The organism is Lentzea sp. NPDC051838 (genome assembly GCF_040681245.1).
In the GTDB taxonomy this organism is placed as follows: domain Bacteria; phylum Actinomycetota; class Actinomycetes; order Mycobacteriales; family Pseudonocardiaceae; genus Lentzea.
Window position 1 is genome coordinate 14,243 of record NZ_JBFAYI010000053.1, and the last position, 12,813, is coordinate 27,055.

At 67.3% G+C, this 12,813-nt stretch carries 10 protein-coding genes; 6 read left to right on the forward strand and 4 right to left on the reverse strand.

The window, feature by feature from the left end; all coding sequences use genetic code 11:
- Nucleotides 1-37: 37 nt before the first annotated feature.
- Nucleotides 38-985 carry a chitinase gene (locus AB0M24_RS46165; protein WP_363781290.1) on the forward strand — a complete coding sequence of 316 codons (948 nt, stop codon included), beginning with the start codon at nt 38-40 and terminating at the stop codon, nt 983-985.
- A gap of 105 nt (nt 986-1,090) precedes the next feature.
- Here the strand turns inward: AB0M24_RS46165 and AB0M24_RS46170 are convergent, their stop codons facing one another.
- A complete protein-coding gene (locus AB0M24_RS46170; RefSeq protein ID WP_363781292.1) occupies nt 1,091-3,091 on the reverse strand; it encodes an EAL domain-containing protein in 2,001 nt (666 codons plus the stop codon).
- 222 nt (nt 3,092-3,313) lie between these two features.
- Nucleotides 3,314-4,129: an SAM-dependent methyltransferase gene (locus tag AB0M24_RS46175; protein WP_363781294.1), complete on the reverse strand. Its 816-nt coding sequence runs from the start codon at nt 4,127-4,129 to the stop codon at nt 3,314-3,316.
- Between the two features lie 169 nt (nt 4,130-4,298).
- Here AB0M24_RS46175 and AB0M24_RS46180 point away from each other — a divergent pair, with 169 nt between their 5' ends.
- Both AB0M24_RS46180 and AB0M24_RS46185 read left to right on the forward strand, forming a co-directional pair.
- Nucleotides 4,299-5,609, forward strand: a complete 1,311-nt coding sequence (locus AB0M24_RS46180) for a cytochrome P450 (protein ID WP_363781296.1) — start codon at nt 4,299-4,301, stop codon at nt 5,607-5,609.
- An 18-nt stretch (nt 5,610-5,627) separates the two neighbouring features.
- On the forward strand, nt 5,628-6,626 hold the full coding sequence (locus tag AB0M24_RS46185) for an alpha/beta hydrolase (protein ID WP_363781298.1): 999 nt from the start codon (nt 5,628-5,630) through the stop codon (nt 6,624-6,626).
- Here AB0M24_RS46185 and AB0M24_RS46190 read toward each other — a convergent pair.
- Complete coding sequence (locus AB0M24_RS46190; RefSeq protein ID WP_363781300.1) at nt 6,623-8,704, reverse strand: EAL domain-containing protein; 2,082 nt, start codon at nt 8,702-8,704, stop codon at nt 6,623-6,625. The two genes, AB0M24_RS46185 and AB0M24_RS46190, sit on opposite strands and share 4 nt — an antisense overlap.
- Nucleotides 8,705-8,806: 102 nt before the next feature.
- Nucleotides 8,807-9,625 (reverse strand): SAM-dependent methyltransferase, encoded by an 819-nt coding sequence (locus AB0M24_RS46195; protein WP_363781302.1) that lies wholly within the window; start codon nt 9,623-9,625, stop codon nt 8,807-8,809.
- Between the two features lie 181 nt (nt 9,626-9,806).
- On the opposite strand from AB0M24_RS46195, the gene AB0M24_RS46200 reads away from it, so the two are divergent.
- The 3 genes from AB0M24_RS46200 (at nt 9,807) to AB0M24_RS46210 (ending at nt 12,434) form a co-directional block, all read left to right on the forward strand.
- The gene (locus AB0M24_RS46200; RefSeq protein ID WP_363781304.1) at nt 9,807-11,102 is read left to right on the forward strand and encodes a cytochrome P450; all 1,296 of its coding nucleotides are present in this window, start codon (nt 9,807-9,809) and stop codon (nt 11,100-11,102) included.
- A gap of 158 nt (nt 11,103-11,260) precedes the next feature.
- On the forward strand, nt 11,261-12,103 hold the full coding sequence (locus AB0M24_RS46205; protein ID WP_363781306.1) for an alpha/beta hydrolase: 843 nt from the start codon (nt 11,261-11,263) through the stop codon (nt 12,101-12,103).
- Nucleotides 12,104-12,116: 13 nt separating this feature from the next.
- Nucleotides 12,117-12,434, forward strand: coding sequence for an MGMT family protein (locus AB0M24_RS46210; protein WP_363781308.1), 318 nt, complete (start codon nt 12,117-12,119; stop codon nt 12,432-12,434).
- Nucleotides 12,435-12,813: the final 379 nt, after the last annotated feature.

A 12,813-nucleotide genomic window follows, 5' to 3' on the forward strand; every position in this document is an offset into this window, starting at 1 on the left:
GCTCCGCCGCCCTGGACCGAGCAGTCTTGGAGGACTGATGAAGCGGTTCCTCGTCGGCGCCGTCGCTGCCGCGTGCACGGCGATGCTTCTCCCCGTACAAGCGCAGGCGGCCGTCAACCCCGTGCTCGCCGCGCCGTACCTGTACCAGTGGGGCAGCCAGCCCAACCCGGTGACGGTGATGCAGCAGACCGGCATCAAGTCGTTCACCCTCGCCTTCATCCTCAGCGACGGCGGCTGCAACCCGAAGTGGGACGGCACGCGCTCGCTGACGGGCAGTGACAAGACCCTGATCAGCAACATCCGCGCGGCCGGCGGTGAAGCTGTCCCGTCGATCGGCGGCTGGTCCGGCAACAAGCTCGGCCAGAAGTGCACGTCAGCGACAGCCCTCGCCGGCGCCTACCAGAAGGTGATCGACGCCTACGGACTCAAGGCGATCGACATCGACATCGAGGCGCAGGAGTTCGAGAACAACACGGTCCAGGACCGCGTGCTCGGCGCGTTGAAGATCATCAAGCAGAACAACGCGGGTGTGAAGGTCGTCATCACCATGCCGACCGAGTCCACCGGCCCGAACTCGTGGGGCAAGCGCCTGGTCACCCGCGCCAAGGAGCTCGGCGCGCCGATCGACACGTTCGCGGTCATGCCGTTCGACTTCGGCACCGGCGGTGACATGGCCGCCAGGACCAAGAGCGCGGTCGACGGCCTGAAGAACCACATCAAGGCCACCTACGGCCTCACCGACGACGCGGCTTACCGGCGCAGCGGCCTCTCCTCGATGAACGGCAAGACCGACACCGGCGAAACCGTCACCCCGGCGAACTTCCGCGACATCGTGAGCTGGGCGAACTCGAAGCACCTGTCCCGCGTCTCGTTCTGGGCCGTCAACCGGGACAAGGGCAACTGCGGCGCGATGAGCGACTCGTGCAGCGGCATCAACCAGGGCACCTACGAGTTCACCAAGGCCCTGGCGAGCTTCACCGGTTAGAAAGACTCCTCCGGTGGCCGGACGTGACCCCGACCCCGTCCGGTCACCGGGGTTCCAACCACCGCATCCCGCGGCGAATCCGAGGCAGGCGCGACGGCGCCTGCCTCATCGCATTTCGAGGCTCTTCAAGAAGTCCGTCGGCGTCCCGGCCGCACCGAAGTGGTCGCCCGTCGCGAAGTCCGCACCCGCCGCGCGCCACCAGGAAGCCTGCTCGGCGCTGAGGATCCCGTCGACCGCCACCGTCACACCCGCCCCGCCCAGCAACGGCATCAACGCCGTCACGTAAGGGGATCGGCGCTCGACCAGGGTGTGCGCCACTCGCACCGACCTGACCGGCAGGTCCGACACCGCGGCCGGGTCGAGCGGCCCGAGCCCGAAGTCGTCGAGCCCCATGTGCACGCCCATCTCCGCGAGCGTGCTCAGGTTGTCGGCCGCGTCGGTCACGAGCAGCACCCCGGCCGGCATGCTGATCGCCAGCTGCTCGGGCTTGAGCCCGGTCTCCTCCAGCACGCCCACCACGCGGGAGACGAGATCGGCGTCGGACGCCTGGTGCGCGGTGAGCCGCACGACCAGCGCCCGGTCGACCTGCCCGCGCTGCCGCCACCACGCCGACTGCCCGGCGCCGACCTTCAGCAGCCACTCGCCGAGCGGCAGGATCAGCCCGGTCGCCTCGGCCAGCGCGACGCACCGGTCGTGGCCCAGGACCTCGCCTTCCGGCCGTTCCCACCGCAGCACAGCCTCGACACCGCCGACGTCGCCACCGGACAGCGCCACGATCGGCCGGTACCGCACGGTGATCTCGCCGTTCTCCCACGCCGAAGCCATGTCCACGGCCAGCGCGTCGTCCCGGCGAACCTCGGCGTCGTGATCCGCGTCGAACAGCTCCCACTGCCCGCGCCTGCCCGCCTTGGCCCTGCGCAACGCCCGTTCCGCGGCGCCCAGCACGTCCGCGGGCTCCTCGCCCCGGCTCGGCCGCTGCACCACACCCGCGCTCACCGACATCGCCAGCCCGTGACCGTCCACGAAGGTCGGTTCCAGCAGCAGGTCGTCGTTGATGCTCTTCACGATCACACCGGCGCCCGGCGTGGTCGCGGTGTTCTCCAGCAGCACGCCGAACTCGTCGCCGTCGAACCGGGCGATCATGGCCTTCTCGCCGGCCAGCAACACCTTCAGCCGTTGCGCGACGTGCTGCAGCAACCGCTCGGCGACCCGGCCGCCGAAGCTGTTGCACACCATGCCGAACGCGTCCAGGTCGAGGTGGAGGACCGTGATGCCGTGCTCGGGATCGGCCTTGCGCAGCGCCGTCTCCAGCTGCGTGGTGAAGAACTGGCGGTTCGGCAGCCCGGTCAGCACGTCGTGCAGCGACTGCCGCTTGAGCTCGCTCTGCAGCAACTCCAGTTCGGTGCCGTCCTCGACCACCACGACGAAGTGCATCGGCTCGTCGTCCGCGCCGCGCAACAACGACGCCGTCAACGTCAGCCGTGCCGCCTCACCGTCCTTGCGGAGCATGCGCTGCGACTGCCGGATCCGTTCCGCCGCACCGCTGACGAGGTCGGCCAGCGCGTCGCTGAGCATCTCCCTGAACTGCGGCGCGACGAGGTCGAGCAGCGGCAGGCCGGTGAGCTCGTCCGCCGTGTGCCCGAGGATGTCGCCGACCGCCGCGTTCACCCGCAGCAGCCGGCCTTCGAGGTCGACGATCAGCACACCGTTGGACGCCGACGTGACGACCTCGTTGAACCGGGCCTCGCTCTCCTTGAGGTTCCAGTTCGCGTCGCGCACGGCCTTGAGCAACGACTTCTGCAGGCCTTCCTGCTGGGAGAGCACGGACTCGGTGTTCGCGCCGGTGAAGCCGCTCCCCAGGGCACCGATCGCGAGCACGATCCGTTCCGCGTACCGCTCGACGGGCCGGAACTCCGGCAGCGCGAGCAGACCCTTGCCGAGGACCTCCGCGGTGCACCACAGCCCGAGCTTGCCCAGGTGACCCAGCGCCACGAGCTCCGCGCCGACGCGCTCGATCGGCCCAACGGCGAACGGCTCTTCGTGCAACGCCGCGCACACCACGTCGAGCCGTTCGCTCAGATCCTCGTCGAGGTCCGAGCGACCCATGGGAATCGCCACGGTGCTGAGCAGGCGATACGACCATTTCCGCGCAAGGGCGGCCCTCGCCCGGAGAAGGTCCTCGGACGACGGCGTTACGTCAGTTGTGCGACTCGGCTTGGGCATTCGGGGCTGCCTCGTCATGGGCTCGGAATGTCCGGCAGTTTACCCACGCACAGTCGGTCCCACCGCAACCGAGAGCGTGAATCAACTTCACCCTATCGGTAATCGCTATGGCTTACGAGCGACCCCTGCGTACGCGATCGCGTTCACCAGCGGATCATCGGAAATGTCACCGGGACCTGAGGTTCGCCATTCGGCGTATCGGACGACTCCCGGATCGACCAGTTCGAAATCCCCGAACAACGCCGTGATCTCGTCCCGGCTGCGCTCGACGATCTCACCCCCGCCGGCCTGGCTCATCTTGACGGTCGCCTCCGTGGCCGCCACGTTGCCGTGGTCGTCGGAGAAGTGCGAGATCGCGAGGTAGCTCCCGCCGGCCAGCGCCTCGCGGTAGCGCTTCAGCAGGCCCCAGGGGTCGGCCTCGGTCGGCACCCAGTGCACGACGAACAGCATCAGCACACCGATCGGCTGGTCGAAGTCCAGCAGCCGCGTCGCCTCACCGCTGTTCAGGATGCTGTCCGGATCACGCATGTCGGCCTGGAGCACGCCGGTGCGGTCGTTGCCGGCGAGGATCAGCTCGGAGTGCGCCACCGCGACGGGATCGCGGTCCACGTACAGCACCCTGCTCTCGGGATACAACTCCTGCGCGACCTCGTGCACGTTCGACACGGTCGGGATGCCGGAGCCGATGTCCAGGAACTGACGCACGCCCTGATCAGCCATGAACCGCACCGCCCGACGCAGGAAAGCCCGGTTGACCCTGGCTCCGCTGCGCGCGGTCGGCATCATCTCCTCGACCTTGGCGCCCATCATGCGGTCGACCGCGAAGTTGTGCGCGCCCCCGAGCAGGTAGTCGTACACCCGCGCGGCACTCGGCACGGAGACGTCGACGCTCTGCGGCACCCAGCTCTGCACATCCGACACGGGGATCACCTCTTCAGGTAGCGGACACACGAGCTTAGTCAGGCACAAAGCGCGCACGATTGGGCCACGAGTGTGAACGCATGCCACCCGATCGGGCACTGTCACTCTGACCCGAACGACTCATAGGGTGGTCCATCTTCTCCCTCTTTCCACGTCGCGAGGAGCGATGATGTCCGTCCCGGTGGCGCCCGGCAGGCTGCCATTACTCGGGCACACCTTGCCAATGCTAAGGAAAAGATTCGAGTTCACCGCGAATTTGCACCATCAGGGTGAACTCGTCGAAGTTCAACTCGGCCCATTGCGAACGCTTTTCGTCACCAGCCCTCGTCTGATGCACCAGGTACTGGTCACCGATGCGCCGAAGTTCCACAAAGGGCGGTTCTTCGAAAAGTTCCGCCCGGTCGTCGGCAACGGACTAGCGCTCTCGAGCGGCCCGTTCCACCTGCGCCAGCGCCGGATGATGCAGCCCGCGTTCCACCGCGACCGGATCGCGGGCTACGCGGACATCATGCTCCGCGCGACCCACGACCTGCTGAAGTCGTGGCGCCCCGGCGAGGTGCGTCGCCTCGAGATCGACATGCAGGGACTCGCCGTCACGATCGTCGGCGAGGCGTTGTTCTCCACCGCGATCGGCGCGCAGGCGATCGACGAGATCCAGCGGTCGATCTTCGTGATCATCAAGAACGGGGTCCTGCGCGCGTTGTCGCCGGGGTTCGTCGAGAAGCTGCCCATCCCGGCCAACCGCGAGTTCGACGAGGCCATCGCCAGGATGCAGGCGATCGTGGAGAAGCTCATCGCGAGCAGGCGCGCCGACGGCACCGACCACGGCGACCTGCTGTCGACGTTGCTGCTGGCCAGGGACGAGGCCGGCGAGCCGATGACCGACCAGGAAGTGTTCGACGAGGTCATCACGCTGCTGTCCGCCGGGGTCGAGACCACCGCGCTGGCGCTGGCCTGGATCTTCCACGAGATCGCCGCGAACCCCGAGATCGAGCGGCGCGTGCAGGCCGAGGTCGACGAGGTGCTGGCCGGGCGCGAGGTGACCGTCGACGACGTGCCGAAGCTGACCTACCTGGGCCAGGTGGCGAGCGAGGTCCTGCGCAAGTACCCGCTCTGGCTGCTCATGCGCCGCGCCGCCGAAGAGGTCCAGGTCGGTGACGTCGTGCTGATGCCGGGCGCCGAGGTGATCCTCAGCCCGCACGCGATGCACCACAACCCCGAGCACTTCCCGGACCCAGAGCGCTTCGACCCCGACCGCTGGACCCCCGAACGCGCACGGCAACTGCCCAAGGGCGCGTACGTCCCGTTCGGTGGCGGGATCCATCAATGCATCGGAAACCACTTCGCGCTGACCGAGATCATCATCGTGGCGGCGACGGTCTGCGCCCGCCACCGACTGGTCCCCGACCGGCCGGTGCGCACCAGGTTCACCAACGCGGCCTATCCCCTCGACCTCCTCATGAAGGTCGTTCCCCGCTAATCGGAAGGTTGTTCTCCCATGCGTCTCCGTCGGCTCTGTGCCGCCGTGCTGCTCGCTGCGTCCGTGTCGGTTCCCGCGCAGGCGAACGCGGCCGAGACCCCCTGCCAGGACGTGTACACACCGGTTCAGTTCGGGCTCATCCGCCAGGTCATGTACGGCAAGCTGTGCGTCCCGCAGGGGGCCACCACGGTCCAGGTGCTCGTGCCCGGCGGCACGTACACCGGCGGGTACTGGGACATCCCGGTCGAGAACGGCTCCCGCTCGGTCGTGCGCGCGGTCAACGACGCCGGCATCGCCACCATGACGGTCGACCGGATCGGCACCGGCAGGAGCACCAAACCGCTCAGCATCCTGGTCGACGTACCGAACCAGGCCGAGGCGGTGCACCAGGTCGTGCAGAACCTGCGGCCGCAGTTCTCCAAGGTGCTGATCGGCGGCCACTCCATCGGCTCGGCCATCGCCATGGTCGAGGCCGGCCGTTACCACGACGTCGACGGCGTGCTGGTCACCGGCATGACGCACATGTGGGACTACGTCAGGGCCGTGCCCGCCATGACCAACCTGATCCCCGCCGCGATCGACCCGGTGCTGGGCGCACGCGGTCTCGACGTCGGCTACCTGACCACCAGGCCGGGCACGCGCTACAACATGTTCCACGCGCCCGGCCCGAACAACGCCGCCGTGGAGGCGTGGGACGAGTCCACAAAGGACGTCGCGTCGGCCGGTGAGGCGGTGACCGCCATCCTGATGTCCAACATCGTGCTGCCCGCGAGCGCGACGATCGACGTGCCGTTGCTGACCGCGCAGTCGCCCAACGACTACTTCTGCGGCATCCCGCCACTCGCCGCCGACTGCTCGTCCGCCGCGGCGCTGGTCAACTCCGAAAGGCCGTTCTACGGACAGGTTCCGCGACTGGAAGGCCTGCTCGTCAACGGCTACGGGCACTGCTTCAACTTCTCTGCCGACGAGGCACGGCGCTACCACGACGCCGTTATCGCGTGGCAGCGCAGCATCTAGAGGGTCTCGAGGAACTCACCCGAGTCCAGGGGTGAGCCGAAGTGGGCGCCGATCGCGAGGTCGGCGCCCGCTTTCGTCCACCACTCCGCTTGGTCTTCAGTCTCGATGCCGTCGACGCAGAGGTTCACACCCAGGTCGTGCACGGCCGGGATCAGCGCGGCCGAGCGAAGATCCTGCCGCCGCACCAGGTCCTTCGGGATCAGCACGGAGACGATCGGCAGCTCCGAGAGCCACACCAGGTCGCGCGGGCCGAGGCCGAAGTCGTCGAGCGCGATCCGGATTCCCATGTCCGCCAACGTGCGCAGGTTGTCCGCCGCGTCGGACACGGGGAGCACGCGGACGGGCATCGACAGCGTCAGGCGTTCCGGCGGCATCCCGGTTTCCGCGATCACGTTGGCCACGCGGGACACCAGGTCCGCGTCGGTCGACTGGTGCCGGGTGAGCCGGACGCCGAACTGCGCGTCGAGCTCGCCGCGTTGCCGCCACCACTGCGCCTGACCGGTCGCGATCCTGATCAGCCACTCACCCATCGGCAGGATGAGGCCGGTCTCGTCGGCGAGGTCGGCACAGCGGTCGGTGAGATCCCAGTGCAGCACGGCTTCGACGCCCGCCAGTTCACCGGTCGCGAGCATCCGCACCGGCTGGTAGGCCACGCCGATGTCGCCCTGTTCCCACGCACCCGGCATCACCACGGCCAGCGCCGCGTCACTCCGGAACGAGGTGTCCTGATTGTGGTGGAACAACTCCCACTGGCCGCGTTGGTCCTTCTTGGCCTTTCGCAACGCCAGGTCGGCCATCCGCAGCAGCTCGACGGGGTCCACGTCGGACGCCGGGCGGTGGACCACGCCGACGCTCACGGAGATGGCGAGGCCGTGGTCGTCCACGTAGATCGGATCGGCGAGGTCGGCGTTGATGGTGGCCACCGTCGTCGCGATGTCCGGCGTGAGAGCCGTGTTCTCCACGACGATGCCGAACTCGTCGCCGTCGAACCGCGCGACCATCGCCTGCTCGCGCGACGTCAACGCGCGCAGCCTGCGGGCCACGTGCTGCATGAGCTTCTCGCCGACGCGGGCGCCGAGGCTGTTGCACACCAGGCCGAACGCGTCGAGGTCGAGGTGGAAGATCGTCACACCGAACTCGGGATCGGCGCGGCGCAGCACGGTTTCCAGGTGGCTGGTGAAGAACTGGCGGTTCGGCAGGCCGGTGAGCACGTCGTGCAGCGACTGCCTGCGCAGTTCTCCTTGCAACAACGCAAGTTCCGTGTCGTCGTCGGCGATCACGAGTACATGACTGGCCTTGCCCTCATCGTCGCGCAGCAGTGACGCCGTCAGCGTGACCTTGGCGAATTCCCCGTCACCGCGAACGAGTTGTATCGGCTCCCGCTCGAACTCGCCGCGTTCGGCGAGCACGCGTTCCATCATCTCGCGGAACACCACGATCGACGTCGGCGCGATCAGCTCGACGAGCCTCGTGCCCGGTTCGGGCCGGCGGTTGAGGATGACGCCGATCGCGTCGTTGCCCCAGGCCAGCCGTCCGTCGAGGCCGACGATGAGCACGCCGTTGGTCGACGAGGACGCGAAACCCTCGAACTTGGCCTCGCTCTGCCGCTGATCCCGTTGCGCGTCATGGGCGGCCTTGAGCAACGACCGCTGCATGCTCTCCTGCTGGTCCAGGATCGCGCGGGCGCGGGCGGCGGTGAAACCACATGCCAGAGCACCGATTCCGCCGACGACGCGGACCGTGTGCTGGTCCGTCGCGCGGAACTCCTCCAGTGCCAGCAAGCCTTTGCCGAGCACGTCGACCGTGCGCCGAAGGCCGGGCTCACCGACGTAGCCGAGAGCGACGAGTCGCTCGCCCACCTCCTCGAACGGAGCAGGGTCGAACGGCTCGCTGTGCAGCGCCGCACACAACGCATCGAGCTGGGCGCCCAGTTCAGCGTCCAGCTCGTCTCTGCTCAGCGCGACGACAACGACGCTGCTGATCAGGTAGCTCCACTTGCGCGACAAGGCTTCTCGCGCACGGACGGCGGCGGTGTCCGAAGATGGAGCGGCATCGGGTCTTCGGTTCGGTTTCGTCATTCCCGTTGCCCTGTATGGGTTGAAGAGTGTCCGGCAGTCTACCTACCCGGAGTCGACGCCCACTGCGCCGACAGAGTGAAGCTCCGACACTACAGGGTGGTTTCAGTCCTTACGACCCACCCCGGCGTAGAGAAACATGTTCATGGACGCCTCGTCGGCGATGTCACCAGGTCCGTCCGGGCGCCACTCACCACATCCGACCAGCCCCGGCTCGACCAGCTCGAACCCGTCGAACAACGCGCTGACCTGCGCATGTGTCCGCATGTGCATCTGGTCCGCGCTCTTGCTGCGGTTCACCACGGCGGCCGCCTGGTCGACGTTCTCGTCGATCTGGTCTTTGGCGACGTGCGTCATCACGACGAAGCTCCCGGCGGGCAGCGCGTCGCGGTACGTGGCGACGAGCTTCTGCGGGTCGTCCTCGTCCGGCACCCAGTGCAGCATGAGCAGCATCAACAGGCCGACGGGTTCTTCCATGCGCAGCAGGCTTTTCACCTCGGGACTCGACAGCACGGCCTCGGGATCGCGCATGTCGGCCTGGACGATTGCAGCATTTTCGTTGTCAGACAACAACAATCCGCTGTGCGCGACTGCTACCGGGTCTTTGTCGACGTACACGATTCGCGCGGCCGGGTCGCGGTCCTGCGCGACCTCGTGCACGTTCGCGACCGTCGGGATGCCCGAACCGATGTCGAGGAACTGGCGAATCCCCTGGTCCATCAGGAAGTTCACCGCGCGGCCGAGGAACCGCCGGTTGAGCCGGGCGACGCTGGGCAGCCCCGGCACGAGCTTCTCGATCTGGGAGCCGACCTGCCTGTCCGCGGCGAAGTTGTGCGCGCCGCCGAGGATGTAGTCGTAGACGCGGGCCATGCTGGGCACGTTCGTGTCGATGCCTTGCGGCACCCAGTTCTGGATCTCTGCCACGGTGAACACCTCTTCGGTTCGGGGCAGGTTCGGGGAAGACGCACGAGCCTAGTCACCCGAGCGCGCAAAGCGCTGAACCATCAGAGTGACTCGGAACCACCCGATCAGGCACTGTCGTCTTCCTCCAAACGGCTCCTAGTGTGGTCCGTCCTCATCCGGCCCACTCCCCAGGAGTACTCCGATGCCCGTCCCGGTGGCACCGCGCCGCTGGCCGTTACTCGGGCACACCCCGGCGATGCTCACCCAGCGCGCCAAGTTCACCGACGCGCTGCACGAGCACGGCGACGTCGTGCGCCTGGACCTCGGCCCGCTGCACGCCTATTTCGTCACCTCCCCCGCCCTGACGCACGAAGTCCTTGTCTCCCAAGGCTCGAAGTTCCGCAAGGGCGCGATGTTCGACAAGTTCCAGCCCTACCTGGGCACGGGTCTGCTGCTGTCGAACGGAGAGTTCCACCTGCGTCAACGCCGGCTGATGCAGCCGGCGTTCCATCGGGAACGGATCGAATCCTATGCCTCGACGATGGCTCGTGCTGCTTCTTCGCTGGCTGCGCGCTGGCAACCAGGCGAGATCCGCACCATCGAGAACGACATGCAGGAGCTCGCGGTCACCATCGTCGGCGAGACGCTCTTCTCGACGGAGATCGGCGCCCGCGCGGTCGAGGAGGTCCGCCGGTCCATCTTCACCGTCATCCAGCAGGGCATGATCAGAGCCCTCTCCCCTTCTTTCGTCGAAAAGCTCCCACTCCCGGGCAACCGCGCGTTCGACACGGCCATAGCCCGCATGAAAGCCGTTGTCCTGCAAGTGATCGAAGCCTGGCGCGCGGACGGCACCGACCACGGCGACGTCCTCTCGACGCTCCTGCTCGCCGGCATGACCGACCAGCAGACCTACGACGAGGTCCTCACCCTCCTCACCGCGGGCATCGAAACCACCGCCATCGCCCTGGCCTGGTCCCTCCACGAAGTAGGCAGCAACCCGTCGATCGAAGCCCGCCTGCACGCCGAGCTCGACACGGTCCTCGGCTCGCGCCCACCCACCTACGCCGACCTCGACCAGCTCGTCTACACAGGACAGATCGTGCAGGAAACCCTGCGCCAGTACCCGATCTGGTTCGTGATGCGCCGCACCCTAACCGAAGTCGACCTGGGCGAGGCCACCCTCCCACCGGGCGCCGAGGTGATCATCAGCCCCCACGCCCTGCACCACGACGAGCGTTATTTCCCCGAACCCCAACGCTTTAACCCCGACCGCTGGACACCGTCCTTCACCGCGGGCCTACCGCGAGGCGCCTACGTCCCGTTCGGCGGCGGCAACCGCCAGTGCCTGGGCAACACCTTCGCCCACACCGAAATCGTCCTCACCCTGGCCACCATCGCGTCCCGATGGCGCCTGACCCCAACCCGCGAGGCCCGCGTGAAGTTCACGTCCGCCCCGTACCCCAACGGCCTCCTGATGAAGGCCACCCCTCGCGTCTGAAAGGTCCCCTCATGCGTCTCCGCAGCCTGTGCGCCGCGGCCCTGCTAGCCACGACCCTGCTCGCCCCACCCCCAGCCAGCGCAGTAGTCCCACCGTGCCAAGACGTCACCTACCAGGTCCGCATAGGTCTCACACCGCTGGTGACCTCCTTGGAAACCATGGCAGGCAGACTCTGCATCCCAGCAGGCGCCACCACGATCCAAGTCCTCATCCCAGGCGGCACCTACGACCGCACCTACTGGGACGTGGGCTTCGACCCGGCCACCCACTCGTTCACCCGAGCCCAAAACGCCACCGGCACAGCCACCCTCGCCCTGGACCGCCTGGGCACCGGCCAAAGCTCCAAACCCCTGAGCGCCTTCGTAACCGCCTCAACCCAAGCCAGCGCGGTCCACCAGGTCATCTCAACCCTGAAACCCCGCTTCTCCAAGGTCATCGTCGCGGGCCACTCAATCGGCTCAGCCATGGCCATGATCGAAGCAGGCACCTGGCAAGACGTGGACGGCGTGCTAGTAACCGGCTTCACGCACAAGATGAACTACGTGACGGTAGTCCCCGTCCTGGCCAACATGATCCCGTCAGGCCTGGACCTCGGCTACCTCACCACCATGCCCAACACCCGCTACAACTCGTTCCACAAACCAGGCCCGCTGGTCCCAGGCTCGATCTCCTACGACGAGTCCACAAAGGACGTATTCGCAGTAACCGAAGCGGTCGACACCATCCTCCTCAACACAGTAATCATCCCGATCTCGCGTCAGATCAACGTCCCGGTGATGATCGTCGTAGGCAACGACACCCACTTCTGCAGCTCCGGCCTTCCCCTGATGGGCAGCGACTGCTCCTCCCCAGCCGCTCTGAAAGCCGACGAGGCCCAGTTCTTCCCGAACGTCCCCTCCCTCGACACCTTCATCCTCAACGGCTACGGCCACTCCATCAACTACGCCCCGAACGCCCCCGACTACCACGCAGCAGTAGCCACCTGGACAAAATCCCTCTAGCTAAACTCGCGCCATGGACGAAGAGATCCACGAGCGAGTCCGCTCCCTGATCGCGGCCATCCCTCGAGGACGAGTCGCCACCTACGGCGACATCGCCGACCTGGCCAAGGCCCCATCCCCAAGGCTGGTGGGCCGCATCCTGAACGAGGACGGCCACGACCTCCCCTGGCAACGCGTCCTCAAAGCCGACGGCACCTGCGCCCCACACCTGAGGGACACCCAGCTACAACTCCTCCACGAGGAGGGCGTCCCGAACCTGGACGGCAAGGTGAACCTCCGCGAGTACCGCTGGGAAGACGCCCGCAAGGAAGAGGCCCCAGGCCTCTGGTAACCCAAGCCAGGGTTGCACCGAAGGCAAGGCAGGAGCGGGAGCCTTGGGGCGAGGCAGGAGCGGGGGCCTGGGGCAGGGCCGAGGCAGGACCCAGGGGCAGCGGCAGAAGCAAGAGCGCGAGGCAGGGGGCAGCGGCAGGAGCAGGGGCGAAGCGAGCTGCCTGGGCGATGGCGAAGCCGAGTTGCTTGGGCGAAGGCGAAGCCGAGTTGCTTGGGCGAAGGCGAAGCCGAGTTGCTTGGGCGAAGGCGAAGCCGAGTTGCTTGGGCGATGCCGAAGGCGAGCTAGCTTTTCCGTGCGCTCCGGCGGGCCCCGTCACGAGTCGTGCCTGATCGTTGGCCGCGCCAGAGGGGTTGGGTCAAGTCGACACGCTTTTCGTCGA

Excerpts from the sequence above, each read along its gene's own strand:
- AB0M24_RS46165 (WP_363781290.1), top strand. The coding sequence starts at position 38 with ATGAAGCGGTTCCTCGTCGGCGCCGTCGCTGCCGCGTGCACGGCGATG.
- AB0M24_RS46170 (WP_363781292.1), bottom strand. The coding sequence starts at position 3,091 with ATGGGTCGCTCGGACCTCGACGAGGATCTGAGCGAACGGCTCGACGTG.
- AB0M24_RS46180 (WP_363781296.1), top strand. The coding sequence starts at position 4,299 with ATGTCCGTCCCGGTGGCGCCCGGCAGGCTGCCATTACTCGGGCACACC.
- AB0M24_RS46185 (WP_363781298.1), top strand. The coding sequence starts at position 5,628 with ATGCGTCTCCGTCGGCTCTGTGCCGCCGTGCTGCTCGCTGCGTCCGTG.
- AB0M24_RS46190 (WP_363781300.1), bottom strand. The coding sequence starts at position 8,704 with ATGACGAAACCGAACCGAAGACCCGATGCCGCTCCATCTTCGGACACC.
- AB0M24_RS46200 (WP_363781304.1), top strand. The coding sequence starts at position 9,807 with ATGCCCGTCCCGGTGGCACCGCGCCGCTGGCCGTTACTCGGGCACACC.
- AB0M24_RS46205 (WP_363781306.1), top strand. The coding sequence starts at position 11,261 with ATGGCAGGCAGACTCTGCATCCCAGCAGGCGCCACCACGATCCAAGTC.
- AB0M24_RS46210 (WP_363781308.1), top strand. The coding sequence starts at position 12,117 with ATGGACGAAGAGATCCACGAGCGAGTCCGCTCCCTGATCGCGGCCATC.